Raw genomic sequence first — 22360 nt, 5'->3', positions numbered from 1 at the left:
GTCACTTCACCTCCAATCGTTTGATGAACGCGTCGAATAAAAAACCGGTGTCCAGCGGCCCGCTTGCCGCCTCGGGATGGTACTGCACCGAAAAGGCCGGGATGTCCTGATAGAGGATCCCCTCGCAGGTGCCGTCGTTGGCGTTGCAAAACCAGAGCTTCGCACCCTTCGGCAGGGTGTCGTTTTGTACCGCGTAGCCATGGTTCTGGCTGGTGATATAGACCCGGCCGCTCTGCAGGTCCTTGACCGGCTGGTTGGCGCCCCGGTGCCCGTATTTGAGCTTTTCGGTCCCGGCCCCCCGGCTCAGCGCCAGCAGCTGGTGCCCAAGGCAGATTCCCATCATCGGGAGCTTATGCTCACAGAGCTTCTGCAGCTCCCGGATAGTCCCCGTGTTCTCGGCCGGATCGCCCGGGCCGTTCGAGAGCACCACCCCTTCGGGGCGCAGCGCCAGGATATCCGCCGCCGAGGCCCCGGCCGGGACGTGGACCACCTCGCACCCCCGGCGCAGTAGCTCCCTTGCGATATTCGCCTTGGCGCCGAAGTCCCAGAGCACCACCCGGTATTTCGTCTCCTGCGGGCGCTCGGTGAAGGCGGCCTTCGGCGTGACCGCCGCGACCGCGCCCTCGAGCAGGGCCCCCTGTAAGTCGGACGGGTCGAGCCGCTCTTTGGAAGAGACGAGCTTTGCGTTCATCACCCCGTGCTCGCGGATGATCTTGACAAGCTCCCTGGTGTCGATCCCGCACAGGGCGGGCAGCGAGCACCTCATAAAAAAGGTGTCAAGATCACCCTCGCTGCGGAAGTTGGAGGGATGCTGACACCACTGGCGGACGATATAGGCTTTTGGATGCACTTTTATGCTTTCAAAGTCGGCGGGGATGACGCCGTAGTTCCCGATGAGCGGGAAGGTCTGTACCACAATCTGCCCGTGGTAGCTCGGGTCGGTCAGGGTCTCTAAATACCCGGTCATCCCGGTGGTAAAGACGAGCTCCCCGTTCACGTCCCCCGGAGCGCCGAAGCCGACTCCCTCGAACACCCGTCCGTTTTCCAGCACCAAATATCTCTTTTCACCCGACATAACAGGCTTCCTCCTACTGTTCAAACTGCGTTTTGCTCTGCTCTGCCGCATCCAGCGGGTACCGTCCGGTGAAGCAGCCGTCGCAAAACGGCAGGCTGCACCCACTGCAGGCCGACTTGAGCCCCTCTATGCTAATATACCCAAGGCTGTCGGCTCCCATGCTTGTTGTGATCTCGTCGTGGGAAAGCCGGTTGGCAATCAGGTTCTCCTCGTCCCCGATGTCGGTGCCGAAATAGCAGGTATGGTAAAAGGGCGGGGAGGAAATCCGCAGGTGCACTTCCCTCGCACCCGCCGCCTTGAGGCTGCTCACGATCTTTGCGCCGGTGGTCCCCCGCACGATCGAATCGTCCACCAGTACCACCCGCTTGCCCGCGACGTTCACGCGCAGGGGGCTCAGCTTGAGGCGCACCGCCATGTCCCGCTGCGCCTGGGAGGGGAAGATGAAGCTGCGCCCGATATAGCGGTTCTTGACAAACCCCGGCACGCAGGGCAGCCCGCTCTGGGCGGCGTAGCCCATGGCGGCTTCCAGGCCGCTGTCCGGCACGCCGCAGACGACGTCCGCCTTTGCCGGGTGCTCCCGCGCCAATACCTCTCCCATGCGGTAGCGCGCCTCATAGACGCTCAGCGAGTCGATGACCGAGTCGGTGCGCGCAAAGTAGACATACTCGAACAGGCACATCCCCAGCTTTGTCGGGCCCAGCGCCATCCGGCTGGACATCCGCCCGCGCCCGTCAATGGTGATCAGCTCCCCCGGCTGCACGTCCCGCAGAAAGTCGAACCCCGCGCTGTCCAGCGCACAGCTCTCGCTGGCGACGGCCCAGCCGTGATTGCTCCTCCCCAGGCAGAGCGGGCGAAAGCCGCTCGGGTCGCGCAGCGCGCACAGCCTGTCCCCGCTGCCGAGCACGAGCAGCGTGTAAGCGCCACGCAGCTGCTTTGCCGCTTTCACGATCGCCTCCTCGAAGCCGCCACCCTGCAAAATTTCGTAGGCGATCAAGGAGGAGACCACCTCGCTGTCGGTGGTGGCATTGAAGTCGCATCCCGCACGCCGCAGCTTCTCGCGCAGCGCGGCGGCGTTGATGATGTTGCCGTTGTGGGAGATGGCGATCCGCCCTTTCAGGTACTCGGTGACCACCGGCTGGGTGTTTTCTTTGCGGTTGCCCCCCGTTGTGGAATAGCGCACGTGCCCGATGGCCAAGTGCGCCGCGGGAATCTTATTCAGCACCTGGGGAGTGAACACCTCGCTGACCAGCCCCACATCCTTGTGATAGAGGATGGCCTGGTCCCGCAGCACGGCGATCCCGGCGCCCTCCTGCCCGCGGTGCTGCAGCGCCAGCAGGGCGTTGTAGGTGATTCCGGCCGCCTCGTCGTGGGTGGTGCGTATCCCGAACACCCCGCACTCCTCATGAAGTTTCCTGTCCACACCGGTCCCTCCCTCAGCTCTCATAGGTTTTGAGTATCCGCTCGGAGATCTCCCGCCTGGTCAGGCGCAGGTCCATCGCCTGCTTCTCGATGTAGCGGTGCGCCTGCGGCTCGGTCATGCCCAGGTACCGGATCAGCGCGCACTTGGCCCGGTCCACCAAGCGGATCTCCTCGATCTTTTGCCGCAGCCTGACGTTTTCGCTTTTGAGCCCGAGCATCCTGCGGCGCGTGGCGGCAACCAGCTTGAGAGATTGGTAGAACATCTGGCGGCTGACCGGCTTCGGGATTACGAAGACGCCGCAGTCCTCCACCCTGGCCGAGACCTCGTCGGCCTGCTCGCCGCGAACGATCAGCAGCACCCCGGCGCCGGTACCGGTCGCGGCGCCGACCGCCAGCTCATGCCCGAACTCGTCGGAAAGCGGGGTGTTGATCAGCACCAAATCGAAGTCGCCCCCGAGGAGCAGCCTGCGCGCATCCGCGCCGCTCTGGACGCTGGCGGACACCGCATAGCCCGAGGGGCGCAGCAGCTGGACGAGGGCGCTTTGCGCCTTGCCCCCGGCCGATACGATCAACACGCTGTCCATCCCGTCACCGCCCTTTCCAATCGCCCTATGCCGCCGTCAAATCCGCTCGAAATAGCGCTCCCGCTCGAATTCACGCTTGTCGGGAGCTGCCACGTATTCGGCAAATTCCCGCTCCTTTTGCCCGATATACTGGTGAAACACCTTTTGCGGCAATATCCGTTTTACGAACGCGCTCTCCTTCGCCTCCGCCAGCGCCTCGCCCAAATTGGCCGGCAGGGTGGAAATCCCCGCAAGCTCACGCGGCGAAGCCTCGTAAAGGTTTAAGTTTTTCGGCTCGCAGAGTACCCGCTTTTCCTCGATCCCGTCGAGCCCCGCGTGCAGCAGCAGCGCAAAGGCAAGATAGGGATTGCAGGACGCATCGGCGCTGCGCAGCTCGAGGCGGCTGTACTCCCCGCTGGCCGCCGGAACACGGATCAGCTGAGAACGGTTCTGGTGCGACCAGGTGACGTAGCGCGGCGCCTCGAAGCTGCCGAAGCGGGCATAGGAATTGGTCAGGGGATTTAGGAAGGCCGTGACCTCCCCCACCCGCTCGAGGATTCCCTGCAAAAAACTCTCCGCCTCGCCCGAATGCCCATCGCGCGGGGTGCGGAAGATGTTCAGCCCGTTTTTCTGTAATGACAGGTTGATGTGCAGCCCGCTGCCGCTCCTGTCCGGGAAGGGCTTGGGCAGGAAGGAGGCGTAAAGCCCGTTGCGCGCGGCGATCGCCTTGACCACCGAGCGGAAGGTGATCAGCTCGTCGGCAGCGGTGAGCGCGTCGGAATATTTGAAGTCGATCTCGTTTTGCCCCGGTCCCTGCTCGTGGTGGGAGCTCTCGGGCAAAATCCCCATCTCCTCGAGGGTCAGGCAGATTTCCCGGCGCACGTTCTCCCCCTTGTCCAGGGGGGCCAAATCGAAGTAGCCCGCCCTGTCGTGCGGGATCATGGTCGGACTGCCGTGTTCGTCCATCTCGAAGAGATAGAACTCGCACTCCGCCCCCACCTTGCAGACATAGCCGAGGTCCGCCGCGCGTTTGATTGCCGCCTTTAGCACATCCCGCGTGCTCCCCTCGAAGGGCTCCCCGTCCGGGCGGCGGATGTCGCAGAAGAGCCGCACCACCCGCCCCTGAGCGGGACGCCAGGGCAGCAGCGAGAGGGTAGCCGGGTCGGGCACCAAAAAGAGATCGCTCTCCTCGACGTTCATAAATCCCCGGATGGCCGAGGCATCAAAGGAGATCCCGCTCTCAAAGGCGCGGGGCAGCTCCCCCGGCATGATGGACACATTTTTTTGTATGCCGAAGATGTCGCAGAACGCCAGGCGGATGAACTTGACGTCGTTCTCCCCGACGAACTGCAGCACCTCATTCATGGTGGTTTTCATCGTACTCTCCTTTCGTTGGCCCAATCCCGGGTGTAAAACCGCCGGTAGGGGCCGACCTCCGGCCGCTCCCTTTCGTCTTTCGCGGGCCCCGCCCACACAAATAAAGGGCGCTCATCAAAGGGTACGCCCAGTCCGGCATATCCTTTGATGAACGCCTTTGTTCATGCTGTTATTATACCCGCATGGTGGAGCCTTTGTCAACGTATTTTGCAGGATTTTAATCCAAGCGCTGCAAGATTGTGGAATTTAAATAGTAGAACTCTGGTAACATGTTTTATTTTGCAGCAAGATTTTACAAATGCTGCAAATACACAAAACACATGCTTGACAAGGCCGCCCGTCCGGGACTATAATGGCCGCAGGACGGCAAAGGCGCCGCAGGGATATTCCTGCGGCGCCTTTTCATTTTGCAACCGCGTAAAGGAGGAATCCAAGTATGGCCGACACCCCGCAGATTTTCGGCAGCATGGTCTTTTCGGACAGCGTGATGAAGGAGCGCCTGCCGCGCGAAACCTATCAGGCGCTGCGGCGCACCATGCAGACCGGCAAGAAGCTCGACCCGGCACTCGCCAATGTGGTCGCCAACGCCATGAAGGATTGGGCGGTGGAGAAGGGCGCGACCCATTTCACCCACTGGTTCCAGCCGATGACCGGGATCACCGCCGAGAAGCACGACAGCTTCATCTCCCCCACCGCAGAGGGCAATGTGATCATGGAGTTCTCCGGCAAGGAGCTCGTCAAAGGCGAGCCGGACGCCTCCTCCTTCCCCTCGGGCGGACTGCGCGCCACCTTTGAGGCGCGGGGCTACACCGCCTGGGACCCCACCTCCTATGCGTTCATCAAGGACGGCACCCTGTGCATCCCCACCGTTTTCTATTCCTACGGCGGCGAGGCTCTGGACAAAAAGACCCCCCTGCTACGTTCGATGGAGGTCTTCAGCAAACAGGCCATGCGCATCTTGCGGCTCTTCGGCACCGAGGCGGGCCGGGTCAACACCACCGTCGGGTGCGAGCAGGAATATTTCCTCATCGACCGCGCGCTTTATGAGCAGCGCAAGGACCTGGTCTTCTGCGGGCGCACCCTCTTCGGTGCCAGACCTCCGAAGGGCCAGGAGCTTGAGGACCACTACTTCGGGGCGATCAAGCCGCGGGTCAAGGAGTTCATGCGGGATCTGGACGAAGAGCTCTGGAAGCTCGGCATCTCGGCCAAGACCGAGCACAACGAGGTCGCCCCCGCCCAGCACGAGCTGGCCCCCATCTTCACCACCACCAACATCGCCGCCGACCACAACCAGCTGACCATGGAGATGATGAAGAAGGTCGCCCGCCGCCACGGCATGGCCTGTCTGCTGCATGAAAAGCCCTTCGCCGGGGTCAACGGCTCGGGCAAGCACAACAACTGGTCGATCTGCACCGACACCGGACTCAACCTCCTCGAGCCGGGCGACTCCCCCGGCGAGAACGCGCAGTTTCTGCTTTTCCTGTGCGCCGTCATCAAGGCGGTGGACGAATACCAGGACCTGCTGCGCGTCTCGGTCGCCGGGGCGGGCAACGACCACCGCCTGGGCGCCAGCGAGGCGCCGCCGGCCATCGTGTCGATGTTTTTGGGCGATGAGCTGACCGGGGTGCTCGATTCGATCGAGCAGGGCTCCAGCTGCGACCCCAAGACCAAGGAGGAGCTGCGCGTGGGGGTCCATGTGCTGCCCCGCTTCCCACGGGACGCCACCGACCGCAACCGCACCTCGCCCTTCGCCTTCACCGGCAACAAGTTCGAGTTCCGCATGCTCGGCTCGACCCATTCGATCTCCGGGCCCAACACCGTGCTCAACACCATCGTCGCCGAGGCGCTCTGTCAGTTTGCGGACATCCTTGAAGGGGCCGGGGATTTCCCCTCGGAGCTGCACAACCTCATCCGGGACACCTACCGTCAGCACAAGCGGATCGTCTTCAACGGCAACAACTATTCCGATGAGTGGGCGGCCGAGGCCAAGCGCCGGGGGCTTCTAAACCTCAAGACCACGGTGGACGCGCTGCCCTATTTGGTCACAGAAAAAAATATCGCGCTCTTCCAAAAGCATCATATTTTCAGTGGAGCGGAGATGCATTCCCGCTATGAGATCCTGCTCGAAAACTACTGCAAGACGCTGAACATCGAAGCCCTTGCCATGCTGGATATGGTCAAAAAGGACATTATCCCCGCGGTCTGCGCCTATTCCAAGGACCTGTGCGAGGGAGCCGCGGCCAAAAAGGCACTGGACGCCGACCTTGACTGTGACCTCGAATGGGAGCTTGTTTCGGAGCTCTCGTCACTGGGGAGCGGTTTATACAAAAAGGCCAGGAAGTTGGAAAGCGACCTGCTGGGCGTCAAAAGCCGCGGGGACCTGAAGGCGCAGGCCGACTGCTACAAGGACGTGGTCTTCTGCGACATGCGGGAGCTGCGCGCCGCGGCCGACGAGCTGGAGCTCCTCGTCGGCGAGGGGTACTGGCCCTTCCCGACCTATGGCAGGCTGCTCTTTGGCATCTGAGCCGCCTGCCGCCCCGCTCCGGTCCGCTCAATCAAACCAGCGACATGGCGACGGACATGAAGATGATGGACAGGATGATAGCCACCGGGTTGAGCGTGCTCGCGACCGACGAATTGCTGTCGATCTTGTGCGAATAGATCATGCACAGGTTCGGGATCGGCGCAAAGACGCAGACGGCCAGCACCTGCTTCATCAGGGCGGGGCCGGGCAGGAAATACAGGATGAAGATGAACAGGGCCACGCTGCAGGCCAGCCGCAATCCCAGGATGGAGAGGATGTCCTTGAGATCCTCCTTCTTGATTTGCAGCTCAAACGAGACGCCCAGCATGAGCATCACCAGCGGCGCGTTCGCCTTGCCGACAAAGCCCGCCAGCTCCATCACCGGGGCGGGGAGGGATAGGTGCAGCAGTGAAATAATTGTCATGAACAGGTAAGCGATAAAGGGGACCGAGCTCAGCAGGGAGCGGCAGATTTCACGCAGCTGTGCAAGGATCCCCTTTTTCTGCCCGAAGAGCAGCTTGGCGATGGAGTAGGTCGTCCCCATCGTGAAAAAGGAGTCCGCCGTGTCGAACATGCACAGGTAGGGCACGCCGGCCGGATAGAAGGACTGGAGGAAGGGAATCGCGATCCCGCCGAGGTTGAACCCCGGCGTATTGATGAAATAGATCGCCCGCTCCTGGGGCTTCCTTCCCCGCGAGGCCAGCGCGCCGGCGGCAAGGTTAAACAGGTTGCTGAAAATCCCCAGGAAAAAGGCGACCATGAACCACAGCGTCACCTCCACTCCGGCGTAGCTGCTGACGACCAGCGCGGGCAGGGTGGCGTAAAATATGATGCTTGCAAAGACGCTGCTGTTCTCCCTTTGAAAGATGCCCACCCGTTTGAGCAGGAACCCGAGGCACATCGTCGCCAGATAAATTGCCGCCTGAAGCCAAATATCCATTTTCCATACTCCTCTCCTGAAACAAAAAATCGCGTTACATCCACTGGGTTGTAACGCGATCCTCGCATATTTACTATAGCAAATTGAAGCATCCGGCGCAAGCGGCAAAAGAAAACCAAGATTTTTCGCATTTCAAAAGAGATTGTGTTGAAAATGCCGGGGCGGTGCGTCAGAATTCTTTCTCTCTTTTCCCGACTTCTTGCTTTTGGGGTCCTTTTGGGGGTATAATGCAGTCAACGGGATCAAAGGAGGAGCGGTATGATACTGACGGTGGACATCGGCAACGCCCAGATCAAGGCGGGCGGCTTCATAGGGGAGCGTCTCTCCTTCGTGCTGCGCCTGGATACCGACGAGCGGCGCACGGCCGGGCTCTATGCCGCGCAGCTGCGCGAGCTGCTCTCCCTGTACGGGTTCGGCGGCGTTTCCTTCGAAGGGGCGATCGTCTCCTCGGTGGTGCCGCTGCTGCTTCCGGTACTGGAGGAGGCGCTGCACCTCATCGGCGCGCCGCGGGTGCTCACCGTCGGCCCGGGGATCAAGACCGGGCTCAACCTCAAGATCGACAATCCCGTGGGGACCGGGCCGGACCTGGTCTGCGGCGCCGTGGGGGCGCTGCAGCTGTGTAACCCCCCCTGCGTGATTTTCGATTTCGGCACGGCGACCACCGTGGCCGCCCTGGACGGGAGCGGGGCCCTGGTGGGCAAGGCGATCATGGCCGGGGTGCAGATTTCCCTGGACGCGCTCGCCGAGCGCACCGCCTGTCTGCCCCGGCTGGGGGTGGCCCCTCCCGGCGCACTGCTTGGGAAAAACACCCAGGAGGCCATGCTGGGCGGCGCCGTCTACGGTGCGGCGGCGATGACGGACGGGCTGATCTCGCGCTACCGGGCGATCTATGGCGAAAGCCTGACCTGTATTCTGACAGGCGGGTTATCCGGCCAGATCGTCCCCTGCTGCGAAAGCGAGGTCACGCACGAGCCGAACCTCAATCTCCTGGGGCTGCGGGCCATCTACCTGCGCAACTCCTGACGCTTCCCGTCCCCGCCGGGGGGATTCCCGGCAAAAACATGCGTTGCATCCCGCAACGGCGGGAGCGACAGCAAGGAGGACTTTATGAAAACAAACCAAAGGGTCACCGAGCTCACCCAGACCTCGCTGCTCATCGCGATCATCGCGCTGCTGGCGCTGGTCCCCTTCCTCGGGTACATCCCGGTCGGGCCGATCCGCGCGACGACCATCCATATCCCGGTCATCATCGGGGCGATCCTGCTCGGTCCCAAAAAGGGCGCGCTGCTCGGCTTCTGCTTCGGACTGACCAGTTTCTTGACCAACACCTTCTCCCCCACGCCGCTTTCCTTCGTCTTCTCCCCCTTCGTCCCGGTGCCCGGCTCGGACAGCGGCAGCTTTCTTTCGCTGCTGATCGCCTTCCTGCCGCGCATCCTGATCGGGGTGGTCGCGGGGGCGGTCTTCGGCCTCCTTTGCCGCCATCACAAATCCCAGACGCTCGGCTGCGTGCTCGCGGGCTTTCTCGGGTCGATAACCAACACCATCCTGGTGATGGGGGGGATTTATTTCTTCTTCGGCCCCAGCTATGCGGCGGCCAAGAACATGACCTTCGAGGCGCTGCTCGGCTTCATTGGCGGGGTGATCGCCCTCAACGGGGTGATCGAAGCGCTGGTGGCCTCGGTCCTGGGCGCGGCGGTTGCGCGGCCGCTGCTGAAATACTTAAAGAAGTAACCGCCCTATAGAGAGAAAGCGGGCTGCCGACTCCATCGGCAGCCTGCTTTTTTATACCATTTATCGCCCGCGATAAGCTCTGCGGTAGATCGCCTCGATCTGCTCCAAGGCCACCGGCACCGGGTTGGCGCCGGTGCACCGGTCCTCGAGCGCCGCCCGGCTGAGATCGGGCAGCCCCTCCTCGAACTCCTGCCGCCCGAGCCCCGTCCCGGCGATCCCCTTGGGGAAGGAGAGCGTATCCAGCAGCCCGCGCACCGTGCCGATCAGGTTATATGCGCCGGCTAGCGGATTGGCCGCCGGCAGGCCGAGCATTTTTGCGAGCTCGGCGTACCGCGCCCGCGCGCGCAGGCTCTCGGGGCATTCGTTCCCCATGAGCCCGGCGTTGTAGGAAATCACATCGGGCAGCAGCAGGGCATTGCTGCGCCCGTGGGGGATATGGAACCGCCCGCCCAAGGCGTGGGCCATCCCGTGGTTGAGCCCGAGGCTTGCCTCGTTGAAGGCGATCCCCGCCATGCAGGAGGCGTTGTGCAGCCGCTCGCGGCGGCACTCGTCCTTCCCGTCGCGGTAAAGCTGCGGCAGGTTCTGGCAGACCAGCGTGATCGCCTTCTGCGCCAGCGCATCGGTGAAGTCGGTCGCCTGCGGGGAGACATAGGCCTCCAGCGCGTGGGTGAACACATCCATCCCGGTATCGGCAGTGACCGCCGCCGGCACGCTCAGGGTGAGCGCTGGGTCGAGGATCGCGATATTGGGGAGCATCTCTTCATCCACCAACGGGTATTTGACTGCCTTTCCCGGATCGGACACCACCGAGAAGGCGGTCACCTCGCTGCCGGTCCCGCTGGTCGTGGGGATGGCGACAAAGAACGGGCGCGCCTGCCCGCCGCCGGTATAAATTTTCAGCACCGCCTTGGCGGTATCGATGGCCGAGCCGCCGCCCAGCGCCACCACCAGGTCAGGCAGTACCTCCCCGATCGCCTTGACGCCCTTTGCCACCGCCTGCACCGTCGGATCGGGAACCACCTCAGAAAACACCCGGCAGCTGATCCCCCGCTCCCCGAGCGGGCCGCTCACGAGGTCCGCCATCTTCGAGCGGACCATGAACGGGTCGCAGACCAGGAAGGCCGAGCGCGCCGAAAGGTTTCTCAGTGCTTCGAGCGAGCCCGGTCCGGTATAAACCTTGGTTTTTAGTGAAAATGTGTTCATCTGTCTCCCTCCCAGCCCAAGCCTTCAAGATAGGCGAGCACCTCCCGCACGCCCTCGCCGCTGAGGTTGCTCACCATGAAAACCTGCCCGCAGCCCGCCAGGCCCAGCCACTGCGCGGCCCTCTCCCTGCACGCGGTATCCGGCGCCAGGTCGACTTTCGTCACCAGCCCGATGGCGGGCTTTTGAAACATCGACACGAAGCCCGGGGCAAAGACGCTCTGCTCGTCGGTGGCGGACTGCACCAGCACGATCAGGTCGGCGTCCGCCGCGGTGACTACCAGCGCCCGGTAAAGGCTGCGGTTTTCAATATACTCCCCAGGCGTATCGATCGCGCTGCCCACAACCTGCACCGTCTGGGTCTTTTGGTAGCGCAGCTCCTGCCCCCTCATCGCCTGGCAGAAGCTGGTTTTTCCGCAGCTGGTGCGTCCCACCAGCATGATCCTCGCCTCGCTCATGAGCGGGTGATGGGCGCGTCCGAAAAGCCCAGCGTACCGCAGAGCAGGCCGAGCACCGCGCCGAGGGAGGCCTCGACGCTCTCCACGTCCCCGGTGACCACCAGCGACCCGGAAAACCGGTCCACAAAGGCGATCGCCACGGCGGCCGCCTTGGTCGCCACGTCCGCCGCGATGATGGCCGCCTCGCTGGGCGTGATGGTCAGAATCCCGATGGCTTCGCCGTGCTCCCCCGCGATCCCGAGCTTTTTATACAGGTCCTCGACCGGATGCGCGATCAGGTGCGCCAAGGTGACCTGCTTGCCGGGCACGTATTCCTGGATGACGCGCTGCTTGTTTTCGTCCATCATGAGACCATCCTTCAACATTTTGCCTCCACGCTGTCGATGATCCCGACGATGGCCGCGTCCACCGGGGGCTCGCTTTGCCCCACCGCGCGCCGGGCCGTGCTGCCCGAAACCACCAGTACCCGCTCGCCGATCCCGGCGCCCACCACATCCGCCGCCACCAGCGTCGGGCCCGCAGGCTTGCCGTCCGGGGTCAGCTCCCGTACCACCATCAGCTTGAGCCCGTTTAAGGCCGGCTCCTTCTTGGTCGCCCAGACGTTGCCGATCACCTCGCCGATTATCATCGTCTTCACCCTTCCGTTATTGTTTCATGTTAGACGTACCGCACGTCGATCTTGCGTTCGCGCAGCACATCCCTGGCCGAGGGGGTCAAGAGCGTTCCCTTTTGCAGGGCCAGGGTACGCTCGCCCGCAGCGCAGAGCCGCTTCGCCTCCTCCTCGCAGATCACCTGCCGCCGCGCGGCCGGGGCGGCTTCACGGCATACCGGCTCCGGCAGTTCGGGCGGTTTTACCGGCATTGTCCCGCCGCAAAGCAGCTCGCCCTTGTCCCCGCTTTGGCACAGGCAGGCGTTGGCCTCGTCGAAGTCGATGTGCATGGCGAGCGAAAACTGCCCGCTGACCCGCACCACCACATCCTCAAAGGTGATTGGCCGCGCGGTCATGGCGCGCACCCGCACGCGCTGGTTGTCGTGCACCCCGAAGCGCTGCGCATCCGCGGGGGCCATGTGGATATGGTTTTGCGCCACCATCACCGACTCGGGAGCGAAAACCACGGTGCGCTCGCTCATGATGTGTATCCCGGGACAGCCCGCCGTGTCGCCCGAAAGGCGCACCGGGGCCTGCAGCCCGAGCGCACGCGCATCGGTTTGCGACAGCTCGACCTGGGTGTGCTCCCGCGCGGGGCCAAGCACCGCGACCGCGCGCAGCTCCCCCTTCGGGGTCAGCAAAGTGACCCGCTCGTTACAGAGGAACTGCCCCGGTTGGGAGAGCGGCCGCTTTTCACTTAGGCTGTAGCCCGGACCGAACAGCGCCTCGACGTCCTGCTGCGAGAGGTGGACGTGCCGCGCCGAGATTTCGAGCGGCACCGCGCCAAGGCTCCTGCCGGCATTCCCGGACTGCTGCAAAACCCGCCCGGCCACCTGGGCGGCAATCGCGCGCACCATGCCCTCATCCATTTTCTGTTTCCTCCCCGTACTGCCCCGCCTTCTGGCGGCACATCATGATATAAAAGGCGCTGCTCAGGCGGTTGAGCGCCTGCAGCAGGTCCCCGCGCTGCACCTGTCCCTCTTTACAGAAGGCTGCCACCGCCGCGAGCTCCGCTTCTCTGGCAAGAGCGCGCAACAGGTTGAGCCCCGCGCAGACCCCGCCGAGCCGATGGTCCGGCAGGATATGCCCAAAGCCGAAATACTTCTGCGGATTGTGGGATTGTTCCCGCAGCCCGCCTTCGTCAAGGCCCAGCAGGCGGCCCGCCCCCAGCGGCTTGCCGGTAACCTCACAGGAGAGGACCCGGCGCGTGAAGGCGAGCGCCTCGTCAAGGTCGCGGACCAGCTTTTCCCGGGCGCCGTAGCACGCCTGCAGGCAGATGATCTGCGCTTCGAGGGTATCCAGCTTTCCGCGCAGCACGATCCTGGGATGGGTCTTCTCCACCAGCGTGTTGCCGTAAAGATGGGTCATCTGCTCCGGCTTTTCGCGGTAGACGGTCCCGTCCAGGCCGACATATTTTCCGCCCTGCTGTTCCTTCGCCGGGCGGATATCGGGGTTCTCCGCTTCCCCCTCCACCACCAGCGTCAAGCGCATGTCCTCGATGTAGGCGCGCGCCTGGGGGGTGACATAGTCCTCTTTTTTGACATGGATTTCAGACAGATGGTCCCGAAAGATCATCTGCCGGATGGTGTCCTCCCGGTAAACAGCCATGAAGATGTTACTTCACGGCCGGCAGGATCGCCTCGACCTCATTGTGCGGGCGCGGGATCACATGCACCGAAACCAGCTCCCCGACCTTCGAGGCCGCAGCAGCGCCCGCGTCGGTCGCCGCCTTCACGGCCCCGACGTCCCCGCGCACCATCACGGTCACCAGTCCGCCGCCCACATGCTCCTTGCCGATTAAAGTGACGTTCGCCGCCTTCACCATCGCGTCCGCCGCCTCGATCGAAGCGACCAATCCCTTGGTCTCGATCATTCCCAGTGCCTGTAAATTAGCCATTGTATTTTACCCCTTTCAAAGTAACCGTTTTATTTCGCCGCCGGTACCTGCGGCAGGATCGCCTCGACCTCGCCGTGCGGGCGCGGGATCACATGCACCGAAACAAGCTCCCCGACCTTCGAGGCCGCCGCCGCGCCCGCGTCGGTCGCCGCCTTCACGGCCCCGACATCCCCGCGCACCATCACGGTCACGAGTCCGCCGCCCACATGCTCCTTGCCGATTAGAGTGACGTTCGCCGCCTTCACCATCGCGTCCGCCGCCTCGATTGAAGCGACCAAACCCTTGGTCTCGATCATGCCCAATGCCTGTAAATTGACTGCCATCTGTATTCCTCCCAAAGTAATTTATGATTTATAGCTGATAACCCTGCGCCTGCAGGTTTTTGATGACTTCCTTGGTGATCCGCGCGATGTCCGCCTCGCTCATCTGAGGCGGTGCGCTTCTTTGCGCCGCCGCGGGGGCGGCGGACCGCAGGTCCTCCAGCTCCCGCACGCCCCAGGCGACCCGCCGGATGTTTAAGAGGTTCATCGGCCCCACGTTGTCCGACGTTGCGCTCCCCCCGACGGCCCCGCACCCGAGGGTGAGCGCCGGGGCCAGATTGGTGGTGGCCCCCACGCCGCCGAGCGCCCCGGGGGTATTGACCAACAGGCGGGAGATTGGCTTCTTGAGCGCGAACTCGCGGATGACCTCCTCATTTTCCGAGTGGATGGTCATGGTGTGGCCCACCCCCTCGTTCTCGAGGATTTCAATGCACCGCTCGCAGGCGCGCTCCCAGTTTTCCTCGGTGTAAAAGGCCAAAATCGGGCAGAGCTTCTCGCGCGAATAGGGGTTGCGCGGCGACACGGTGCTCTGCTCGCTGATCAGCACCCGCGTGCCCAGCGGCACCGTGATGCCCGCCATCTTGGCGATGGTCGTCGCGCTCTTGCCCACGATGGCCGGGTTCATGGTGTTGTTCGGGCGCATGATCAGCCGCTCGACCCGCTGCGACTGCTCGGCGTCCATGAACCAGGCGCCCTGGTCTTTGAGCTCGGCGACCACCCGCTCCTTGATGCAGCCCTCGGTCACGACCGACTGCTCAGACGCGCAGATGGTGCCGTTGTCGAAGGTCTTGCTGTCCAGAATGCGCTTGACCGCCTTTTTAATATCGGCGCTGCGCTCGATGTAGGCCGGGCCGTTGCCCGGGCCCACCCCGATGGCGGGATTGCCCGAGGAATAGGCCGCCTTGACCATCGCCCCGCCGCCGGTGGCCAGGATCACCCCGGTAAATTTATGGCGCATGAGCTCGTTCGTCGCCTGCATGGTACAGGTCTCGATACAGCCGATCAGCCCGTCGGGCGCGCCGGCCGCCTTCGCCGCCTGACGCATGACCGCCACCGTCTCCTTGATGCACCCCTGGGCGTTCGGATGGGGGCTCAAAACGATCGCGTTGCCCGCCTTGAGCGAGATGATGGTTTTGAACATCGCCGTCGAGGTGGGGTTGGTGGAGGGGATCAGCGCCGCGACCACCCCGACCGGGACGGCCACCTCGATCAGCCCCCGCGCTTTGTCCTCGCTCACGATTCCGACGGTCTTCATGTCCTTGATGTAGTCCCAGACGGTCCGGCTGCCAAGCAGGTTTTTGAGCACCTTGTCCTCAGCGATCCCGAACCCGGTCTCTTCGACCGCCATCTCGGCGAGCCGCCCGGCGTTTTGCTCGCAGGCCAAAACGATCTGCTCCACCAGACGGTCGATCTGCCGCTGGTCCCAGCCGGCAAGGTCGCGCTGCGCCTGGCGGGCGGCGATCATCAGCTCGCGCACCTCCTGGATGGATTGTAAATCGCGGTCCAGCTTCAACGGGCCCCCTCCTCTCTCTCACTCGGGCGGGCGGCCACCGCGCAGACCATCTGCGCGAAGGCGTTGCAGGCCGCCTTGCAGGCCGCCTGCTCGCCGGTGAGCAGCCCGCCGGCAAAGTTGGTTTCGGTCGGCGGGCCGTAAAAGAGCCGCAGCTCCACGTCCGCCGCCTTGAGCGCCGCATCCAGCGCGCAGACCGCCTCGGCGGGCGGGGCGATGAGATAGGCCAGCGCCTCGCCCTCGGGAATCTGCGCCTCCCTCGAAAGATAGCTTCCGGTGCGGGAGATGCAGTGCGCAAAGTAGATCACCGAATCGTCGTCGTTCGCGCTGTAGAAGGCGGCGTCGCGCTCGATAAAGCTCAGCGCCGCTTCGATCCCGCTGCGGGTTTCCTCCGGGTCCTCGCCCGCCAGGATCCCGATGAACTCCCCCGCCAGCGCGGTGGAGGCGTTCCTGGCCCCCGCGTACATGCTGCGCGCGTAGACCACCGTGACCCTCGCCTTCTTGGTCGCCTCGTCCAGCGCGGCATAGGAGACGTCGTCGCTGTCGGTGGTGATGATCCCGAGCGAACGGCAGCCCTCCGGCACGCCCAGCGCCTGCAGCAGCGCCCCGTCGGCGTTGGGCAGGAAGCGGGTGCTGAGCACCGTGGTTTTAATCTTATCGCCTGTCATCTTCTGAACATTCCTTTCCACCAAACGCTATAGTTGCAGCTCGACGCCGCTCTTTTTTCGTTCCAGCATGGTTTTGATCAGCCCCGCGATGTGCGCGCCTGCCTCCACCGCCGGGATGCCGCCTTTATGGATATTGGAAACCACCGTGCGGCGCGCCTCGGGCATGCCGACCGTGGCCTTATAGGCGATATAAGCGCTCATGCTGTCCGCCGTCGCCAGGCCCGGCCGCTCGCCGATCAGCACGCAGGTGACCTCGGCGCCCAGCGCCTCGCTGACGGCGTCCATCGCCGGAACCCGGCCGAAGCGCACGAAGAAGGGCGTCCCGGCCGTGATCCCATAGTCGCGCAGCGCGTCGAGGAGGGAGGGAAGGATGTCCCTGGCATTCGCATCCACCGCCTGGCTGCTCAGCCCGTCCGAGAGGTAAATCTGTACCTGCGGGGCCTGCCGGCACTTCGCCTTCAGCTCATTTGTCGTCTCGGGAGAAAACCGCCGCCCAAGGTCGGGGCGGGTGAGGTGCTCGTTGCGGTCCTGGCAGAGCGTTTGCACCGAAAAGAGCCCCAGCTCCCCGAGCAGCGCCGGGTCCACGTCCCGAAAGACCGCGTCCCGCGCCACCGCATGGTCGGCGCGCAGGGTCAGCATGGTGTCGGTGCGAAGCCGGGGCCCCGCCTTGCCCACCCCGATCCGCGCCGGGGTGCGCCTTTTCATCCCCGCGAGCGCCTCGGGGTTTTGGGGATTTTGCAGCGTCGGCACCGCCTTGTGCGCAGCGCTGGTCAAGTCCACCATCGCAGCGCTGGTCAAGTCCACCATCGCGTCGCTGGTCAGATCCACCAATGCGCCGCCGCTCAAATCCCGCAAAGCCTCCTGCGCGGGAGGAGCGGCCTGCGACGGCCCCTTCGCGGGGGACGCGGAAACCTGCGCCGCGTCGGATGGCGGAAGATTCTCCAGCTCCTTCATCACGGCCCTGGTGATCATCTCCAAAATGTCCTCCATCAGCGCGCGCCCCCTTTCATGGTAAAGATGGTCGGATCGCCCGCGTCGGGGGTAAGCCTCCCGTTTTCCATGATCCCCATGCGCTCGAGCCAGCACTCGAATTCCTTGATGGGGCGCAGGCCGAGGATTTCCCGCACCGCCGCCGCATCCTGGTAGGAGTTGGACTGGTAATTGAGCATCACATCATCGCTCGCCGGCACCCCGATGACATAGGTGCACCCGGCGCTGGCGAGCAGCACGGTGAGGTTTTCGATGTCGTTTTGATCGGCCATCATATGATTGGTATAGCAGCAGTCGCACCCCATGGGAATCCCGGTGAGCTTGCCCATGAAGTGGTCCTCCAGCCCCGCGCGGATGACCTGCTTGCTGTCGTAGAGATATTCCGGCCCGATGAAGCCGACCACCGTGTTGACCATGAAGGGATGAAACGCCTTGGCAAAGCCGTAGCAGCGCGCCTCCATGGTGACCTGGTCGGTGCCGTAGTGCGCGTCGGAGCTGAGCTCCGACCCCTGCCCGGTCTCGAAGTAGAGCACGTTCGGTCCGGTGCCGGTGCCTCTTGTTTTCATCAGCTCCTGCGCCTCTTTGACCGTCTCGATTCCGAAGCCGAAGGCCTCGTTCCCCTTCTGGCTGCCGGCGATGGACTGGAAGATCATGTCCGCCGGGGCGCCCGAGCGGATCGCCTCGATCTGGGTGGTAATATGCGCGAGCACGCAGGTCTGGGTGGGAATCTGCCACTCATTCTTAATTTCGTCGAAGCGCTTGAGGATTTGTGCCGCGCTCGCTGCGGTGTCGTTGACCGGGTTGAGCCCGATCACCGCGTCCCCCACCCCGTAGCTGAGCCCCTCGTAGAGCGAGGCGGTGATCCCCTCGACGTTGTCGGTGGTGTGGTTGGGCTGCAGCCTCGTGGACAGGGTGCCGCGCACCCCCATGGTGGTGTTGCAGTGGGTGTGGATGCGGATCTTGTTGGCGGCGTAGATCAGATCGAGGTTGCTCATCAGCTTCGCTACCCCGGCGATCATCTCGCTGGTCAATCCCCGGCTGATCCGCTTGATGTCCTCCTCGCTTGTGCGGTAGTCGAGCAGCCATTCGCGCAGCTCGCCCACCGACCAGCCCCGGATCGAATTATAAATGGGCTCGTTCACCCCGTCCTGGATCAGCCTCGTCACATCGTCGATCTCATAATCCACAGCCGGGCTGTTGCGCAGATCGCTCAAAAGAAGGTTGCTCAAAACCTCCTTGGCGGCGACCCGTTCGCTGTCGCTCCCGGCGGCCAGCCCCGCCAGCACGTCGCCGCTCTTCTGCTCGTTGGCCTTGGCCAGGACCTCCTTGACCGTCTTAAACTCGTAGGTCCTGCCCGCCAGCGTCGTTTTCAGTCTCAAACTTTTTCCTCCTCCGTCAGCCGTAGATCAGCGTCTTGCAGACGACCGGAACGGCCATCCCGTCCATCAGCGGCTTCCCAATATCCAGGTAATCCCCTTCCCCGGCCTGCACGCTGTCGATCGAAACCACCGGCCTTTGGCCCTTTAGCAGGCGCCAAAGTGCAAGCCCCAGGGATTTTGAAAAGTCGTATCGCGTCAATACCAGCAGCGGCTGGCCCGGCGGCAGCTCTTCGGCCGCCCCGGCCAGGGCGCCCGCCAGGGCGCCCACCTCGCGGTAGCTGGGGTTCTGCGTCTGCCGCAGGCAGAAAAACAGGTTGTCCGCGTCGCTCTGCTGCAAAAACCAGCACGCCTGCTCCCGCAGCGCGCCGCACTCCCCGGCAAGGCATGACCGTTCTGTCCCGGGATCCAGCGCCAGCACCGGCACGTTCTTGAGCGGGAAAAGCCCCTCGCCGCTGTAGAAGATGGTGCTGCCGCTGAGCGTGGTGGTGTAGCTCCCGGCCCCGACCACCGTCGCCCGGATGGTCTCGAGCGGGGGCACCACGTTGCAGCACCGGAACCATCCGCTCTGGCGGATGCTGTCGGCCAGCAGCAGCCCGATGTCGCCGTAGCGGCGCCAATCCTTTGCCGGGTGATAGATATAATCCGCGACACCGCCTGAAAAGGACAGCGCGTCAATTTTTTGCTTTAAAGAAAACGCGCTGCTCCCCGCCGTTTGCAGCGGCGGGAGCCGGTCCGTCACCGGCAGCAGCCCCAGCGCCTCGCCGAGCAGCGAGGCCATCCGGTCGGTGAGGGCGCGCAGCCCCTCCTCGCCGGCGGGCGCTCCAAGCGGGAGGGAAAACCCAAGCTCCTCGAGCAGCGGCCGCAGCCGCTCGCTGACATAGGTGATTGCGCCCGCCTCGTCGGTCCTCACCAGCCGTCCGCCGACGTCATAGCACCCCTTGGCACAGAGCTCCCCGCAGCAAAACGCCGCCAGGTTGCTCGTCCCACCGCCGACGTCGAGATTGACGGCGGTGCAGCCGCGCTGCTGCGAGAGCTGCTGCGCCCCGGCGCCCTTGGCCGCGATGATCGACTCGAGGTCGGGGCCCGCGGTGGCGACCACGAAATCCCCGCAAAACTCCCCGAGCGAGGCGGCGAGAGCGGCGGCGTTCTCCTTTCGCGCGGACTCCCCGGTGATGATAACCGCCCCGGTGCTTACCTCGGCGGGGGTGATCCCGGCCTTGGCGTATTCCCCGGCGACGATCTCTCTCACCCGCCCGGCGTCGATATGGCTTTCGTCCAGCAGCGGGGTTACGTGGATCCCGCCGCGGTAGACGATTTTTTTGTCGATGATCGAGAGCGCGGGCACCGTGAAGCCCGAGGCGGTGTTGCGCACGAGCAGGGAAGAAAAGATCACGCTGGTGGTGGAGGTGCCCACGTCGATCCCCACGCTGAGCAATTCACTGTCCAACCGCTTCCCTCCCCGCCCGCATACAAAAAATGCTTAAACAACAAGAAGTTATTGTTTAAGCGTCGTTGCTCCTTATAAAGATAAAATTACCTGTCCCTTATCTTACACCATTTCGCCCCAAAAAACAAGTTTCCCCGTCTCCTTTTCCCGCCTTCTTGCCAAGGGGCGCAAAAGAAGGTACAATACCAGCATATTGTATCAGGACGAAAGCCGGGCCCCTCCGGCTTTAGGAAAAGGAAGGATGATCAACATGAAGGCAGTGATCCAGCGGGTGCGCAGCGCAAAGGTGACGATCGATGGGGAGGTTTCGGGCGAGATCGGGCAGGGATTTTTGGTGCTGCTCGGGGTATCGGGAACAGACACCGAACGCGAATGCGACTACCTGGCCGCGAAGGTCCTTGGGCTGCGGGTCTTCGAGGACCAGGAAGAAAAAATGAATCTCGCTCTCCAGGACGTTGGCGGGCAGGTGCTGGTGGTTTCGCAGTTCACCCTCTACGGTGACTGCAAAAAGGGCAACCGTCCCTCCTTCATCGGGGCGGCGCGGCCCGAGCGGGCCATCCCGCTCTATGAGCGGTTTGTGGAAACCGTGCGGCGTGCGGGGATCGAAACCGCCACCGGGCGCTTCGGGGCGGACATGCTGGTCGCCCTGGAAAACGACGGGCCGGTCACCATCCTGATGGACACCGACGAGATCATGCCGAAAAAGAATTGATAATCGTAAGTGGGGGGCCTGCATAGGCCCCTCCCACTTGTCCTTTACGGTTCCCCGAACACCCTGAGATGCGGATAAGCAATCGTCCCCCGCCCGTTGACCGTATCGCTTTTGATCTCCCACACGTCGGACGGCAGCCCGAGCGTCTGAAGGTTGCCAAAACTGCCGAGCGCCGTTCCCTTAGTGCCGGACGGGGTGGTGGACGGGCCGGCCGCACTGACCGAACGGTAGGCGCCGACGGCATAGGCGGGCGTTCCCGACAGGAACCAGCAGTTCGTGGGGCGGAAGGTGCTGCTGTAAGCCACCCCGGCGATCCCGCCGCTACCATAATTGCCGCTGGACTCGTCGGCAGAAATACTGCTCAGGATGGTGAAGCAGTTGGTGAAGACCGACGGGGTACCCGACTGCCCGAAGCCCAACAGCCCGCCGGCGGCGCTGGAGGAAGTGACCGTCCCGCCCACCGCGTAGCAGTCGGTCATGCGCAGCGAAGCCGAGGCCGACGCGTGCAGGTAGCTCACCATCGCCGAGGGCATGGCGCCCTTCGTACTGCTGCCTCCCATTGCGCTGCCGTTGCGGGTATAGCAGCGGGTAATAGTCGCAGGCCCGGAGCAAAGGCCGATCAGGGGGGCCGCCAGCTCTCCCTTGACCGAATAATCCTCGATCCCGAGATTCTGGATGGTGACCTTCCCGGTCTCGCCGAACAGGCCGCTGGCCGTCATCGAACGGTCGCTCCCGGTGACCGGGCCGGTATTCAGGTTCGAGATCACATGCCCGCCGCCGTCGTAGACGCCCCCAAAGCGTCCGCTGGCCGAGCCGATGGGGGTGAAGGTCCCGGTCAGGGCGATGTCCTGCGTCTGGATAAACTGGGAGGAGAGATGCGCGTTCACATGCTGCAGCTGCCCGGGCGTTGCGACCCGAAAGAGGCTTTGCGCGCTGCCGTCCCCGGCATAGTAGGCCCCCGCCGTCCCGGCGGGGCAGCCGCAGCTGGGCGCTGTCTCAAAGGTCTTGACCGCCGCCGCCTCCCGGTCCAGCCCCGCGCGCCCGGGTGCAACGTGCGCCGTGACCGCCAGCGTCCAGGTGTCCGGCCCGGCGGGATCGTAGCGCAGCGGCAGATGGATCACCACCTGCGAGGCCGGCGTGACCGTCACCTTCGCCGTCACCTCGGGCGCGCCGGCGGCGGCAGGGCCCTCATAGAGCGCGAAGGTGTAGTCCTGCGTCCGCGGCGAACGGGTGAAGGGGACGTCCACCCCGTAGTCGCAGCTGTAACCGTCCTGCACCGCGACCGTGACCCCCGCGGCCGCAAAGACCGCCGCGCCCGCCGGCAGGGCGCATGGAAAAGAGCAGAGCAGGCAGAGGCTCAGGAACACTGCCGGGATTTTGTTTTTCATCGGTTGCCCTCCCTTTGACCGCCAGTAACGATTTCTAACGGTCCCCATCCGCCGGGGAAAGGATAAATTGGCGGCAAATCCCTTGCAAAACATCCCAGAAGAGGATATAATTA

Annotated in this window: 23 protein-coding genes; 4 read left to right on the top strand and 19 right to left on the bottom strand. The window is 63.7% G+C overall.

Going from position 1 to position 22360, the window contains the following annotated elements; all coding sequences use genetic code 11:
- Window position 1: 1 nt before the first annotated feature.
- From EDD78_RS03170 to EDD78_RS03155, 4 genes are read right to left on the bottom strand one after another with little or no spacing between them, the layout of a single operon-like run.
- On the bottom strand, window positions 2–1075 hold the full coding sequence (locus EDD78_RS03170; RefSeq protein ID WP_132083934.1) for a carbamoyl phosphate synthase small subunit: 1074 nt from the start codon (window positions 1073–1075) through the stop codon (window positions 2–4).
- Between the two features lie 13 nt (window positions 1076–1088).
- Window positions 1089–2495 (bottom strand): amidophosphoribosyltransferase, encoded by a 1407-nt coding sequence (gene purF, locus EDD78_RS03165; RefSeq protein ID WP_132083933.1) that lies wholly within the window; start codon window positions 2493–2495, stop codon window positions 1089–1091.
- A gap of 13 nt (window positions 2496–2508) precedes the next feature.
- Window positions 2509–3078: an ANTAR domain-containing response regulator gene (locus tag EDD78_RS03160; protein WP_132083932.1), complete on the bottom strand. Its 570-nt coding sequence runs from the start codon at window positions 3076–3078 to the stop codon at window positions 2509–2511.
- Between the two features lie 36 nt (window positions 3079–3114).
- Window positions 3115–4434: a glutamine synthetase family protein gene (locus EDD78_RS03155; protein WP_079699482.1), complete on the bottom strand. Its 1320-nt coding sequence runs from the start codon at window positions 4432–4434 to the stop codon at window positions 3115–3117.
- Between the two features lie 436 nt (window positions 4435–4870).
- Here EDD78_RS03155 and EDD78_RS03150 point away from each other — a divergent pair, with 436 nt between their 5' ends.
- Window positions 4871–6958, top strand: coding sequence for a glutamine synthetase III family protein (locus EDD78_RS03150; RefSeq protein ID WP_132083931.1), 2088 nt, complete (start codon window positions 4871–4873; stop codon window positions 6956–6958).
- 31 nt (window positions 6959–6989) lie between these two features.
- Here the strand turns inward: EDD78_RS03150 and EDD78_RS03145 are convergent, their stop codons facing one another.
- Window positions 6990–7898: an AEC family transporter gene (locus tag EDD78_RS03145; protein WP_132083930.1), complete on the bottom strand. Its 909-nt coding sequence runs from the start codon at window positions 7896–7898 to the stop codon at window positions 6990–6992.
- Between the two features lie 258 nt (window positions 7899–8156).
- Between EDD78_RS03145 and EDD78_RS03140 the strand changes: the two genes are divergently transcribed.
- Complete coding sequence (locus EDD78_RS03140) at window positions 8157–8921, top strand: type III pantothenate kinase (RefSeq protein ID WP_132083929.1); 765 nt, start codon at window positions 8157–8159, stop codon at window positions 8919–8921.
- 84 nt (window positions 8922–9005) lie between these two features.
- Complete coding sequence (locus tag EDD78_RS03135; protein ID WP_132083928.1) at window positions 9006–9629, top strand: ECF transporter S component; 624 nt, start codon at window positions 9006–9008, stop codon at window positions 9627–9629.
- A gap of 60 nt (window positions 9630–9689) precedes the next feature.
- On the opposite strand, the gene EDD78_RS03130 is transcribed toward EDD78_RS03135, so the two are convergent.
- The 13 genes from EDD78_RS03130 to EDD78_RS03070 are packed head-to-tail and all read right to left on the bottom strand — an operon-like array spanning window position 9690 to window position 20147.
- On the bottom strand, window positions 9690–10832 hold the full coding sequence (locus tag EDD78_RS03130) for a 1-propanol dehydrogenase PduQ (protein ID WP_132083927.1): 1143 nt from the start codon (window positions 10830–10832) through the stop codon (window positions 9690–9692).
- The gene (locus EDD78_RS03125; protein ID WP_286170686.1) at window positions 10829–11269 is read right to left on the bottom strand and encodes a EutP/PduV family microcompartment system protein; all 441 of its coding nucleotides are present in this window, start codon (window positions 11267–11269) and stop codon (window positions 10829–10831) included. The genes EDD78_RS03130 and EDD78_RS03125 overlap by 4 nt, the downstream gene beginning before the upstream one ends.
- A 14-nt stretch (window positions 11270–11283) precedes the next feature.
- Window positions 11284–11634: a BMC domain-containing protein gene (locus EDD78_RS03120; RefSeq protein ID WP_132084119.1), complete on the bottom strand. Its 351-nt coding sequence runs from the start codon at window positions 11632–11634 to the stop codon at window positions 11284–11286.
- Between the two features lie 11 nt (window positions 11635–11645).
- Window positions 11646–11915 carry a EutN/CcmL family microcompartment protein gene (locus tag EDD78_RS03115; protein WP_079699490.1) on the bottom strand — a complete coding sequence of 90 codons (270 nt, stop codon included), beginning with the start codon at window positions 11913–11915 and terminating at the stop codon, window positions 11646–11648.
- Between the two features lie 29 nt (window positions 11916–11944).
- A complete protein-coding gene (gene pduL / locus EDD78_RS03110) occupies window positions 11945–12805 on the bottom strand; it encodes a phosphate propanoyltransferase (RefSeq protein WP_242942175.1) in 861 nt (286 codons plus the stop codon).
- Window positions 12798–13544, bottom strand: coding sequence for a cobalamin adenosyltransferase (locus tag EDD78_RS03105; protein ID WP_132083925.1), 747 nt, complete (start codon window positions 13542–13544; stop codon window positions 12798–12800). Before EDD78_RS03105 ends, pduL begins: the two co-directional genes overlap by 8 nt.
- Before the next feature lie 7 nt (window positions 13545–13551).
- The gene (locus EDD78_RS03100; protein ID WP_079699492.1) at window positions 13552–13833 is read right to left on the bottom strand and encodes a BMC domain-containing protein; all 282 of its coding nucleotides are present in this window, start codon (window positions 13831–13833) and stop codon (window positions 13552–13554) included.
- A 29-nt stretch (window positions 13834–13862) separates the two neighbouring features.
- Window positions 13863–14156: an ethanolamine utilization microcompartment protein EutM gene (eutM, locus tag EDD78_RS03095; protein WP_079699493.1), complete on the bottom strand. Its 294-nt coding sequence runs from the start codon at window positions 14154–14156 to the stop codon at window positions 13863–13865.
- A gap of 28 nt (window positions 14157–14184) precedes the next feature.
- Entirely contained in the window at window positions 14185–15666 is a 1482-nt protein-coding gene (locus EDD78_RS03090) for an acetaldehyde dehydrogenase (acetylating) (protein WP_207668645.1), read from the bottom strand.
- Window positions 15663–16331 (bottom strand): ethanolamine utilization microcompartment protein EutL, encoded by a 669-nt coding sequence (gene eutL, locus EDD78_RS03085; RefSeq protein WP_079699494.1) that lies wholly within the window; start codon window positions 16329–16331, stop codon window positions 15663–15665. Before eutL ends, EDD78_RS03090 begins: the two co-directional genes overlap by 4 nt.
- A gap of 27 nt (window positions 16332–16358) precedes the next feature.
- Window positions 16359–17321 carry an ethanolamine ammonia-lyase subunit EutC gene (gene eutC, locus EDD78_RS03080; protein WP_286170684.1) on the bottom strand — a complete coding sequence of 321 codons (963 nt, stop codon included), beginning with the start codon at window positions 17319–17321 and terminating at the stop codon, window positions 16359–16361.
- Window positions 17321–18700 carry an ethanolamine ammonia-lyase subunit EutB gene (locus EDD78_RS03075; RefSeq protein ID WP_132083924.1) on the bottom strand — a complete coding sequence of 460 codons (1380 nt, stop codon included), beginning with the start codon at window positions 18698–18700 and terminating at the stop codon, window positions 17321–17323. Before EDD78_RS03075 ends, eutC begins: the two co-directional genes overlap by 1 nt.
- 16 nt (window positions 18701–18716) lie before the next feature.
- Window positions 18717–20147 (bottom strand): ethanolamine ammonia-lyase reactivating factor EutA, encoded by a 1431-nt coding sequence (locus EDD78_RS03070; protein ID WP_132083923.1) that lies wholly within the window; start codon window positions 20145–20147, stop codon window positions 18717–18719.
- Window positions 20148–20397: 250 nt separating this feature from the next.
- Here EDD78_RS03070 and dtd point away from each other — a divergent pair, with 250 nt between their 5' ends.
- Window positions 20398–20859: a D-aminoacyl-tRNA deacylase gene (gene dtd, locus EDD78_RS03065; protein ID WP_132083922.1), complete on the top strand. Its 462-nt coding sequence runs from the start codon at window positions 20398–20400 to the stop codon at window positions 20857–20859.
- A gap of 44 nt (window positions 20860–20903) precedes the next feature.
- Here the strand turns inward: dtd and EDD78_RS03060 are convergent, their stop codons facing one another.
- Complete coding sequence (locus EDD78_RS03060) at window positions 20904–22247, bottom strand: hypothetical protein (protein WP_132083921.1); 1344 nt, start codon at window positions 22245–22247, stop codon at window positions 20904–20906.
- Window positions 22248–22360 lie beyond the last annotated feature (113 nt).

It is taken from the genome of Harryflintia acetispora (assembly GCA_004340125.1).
Lineage (GTDB): Bacteria > Bacillota > Clostridia > Oscillospirales > Ruminococcaceae > Harryflintia > Harryflintia acetispora.
The sequence above is the reverse complement of the archived record's forward strand: the minus strand, read 5'-3'. Positions and strand labels throughout refer to the sequence as shown.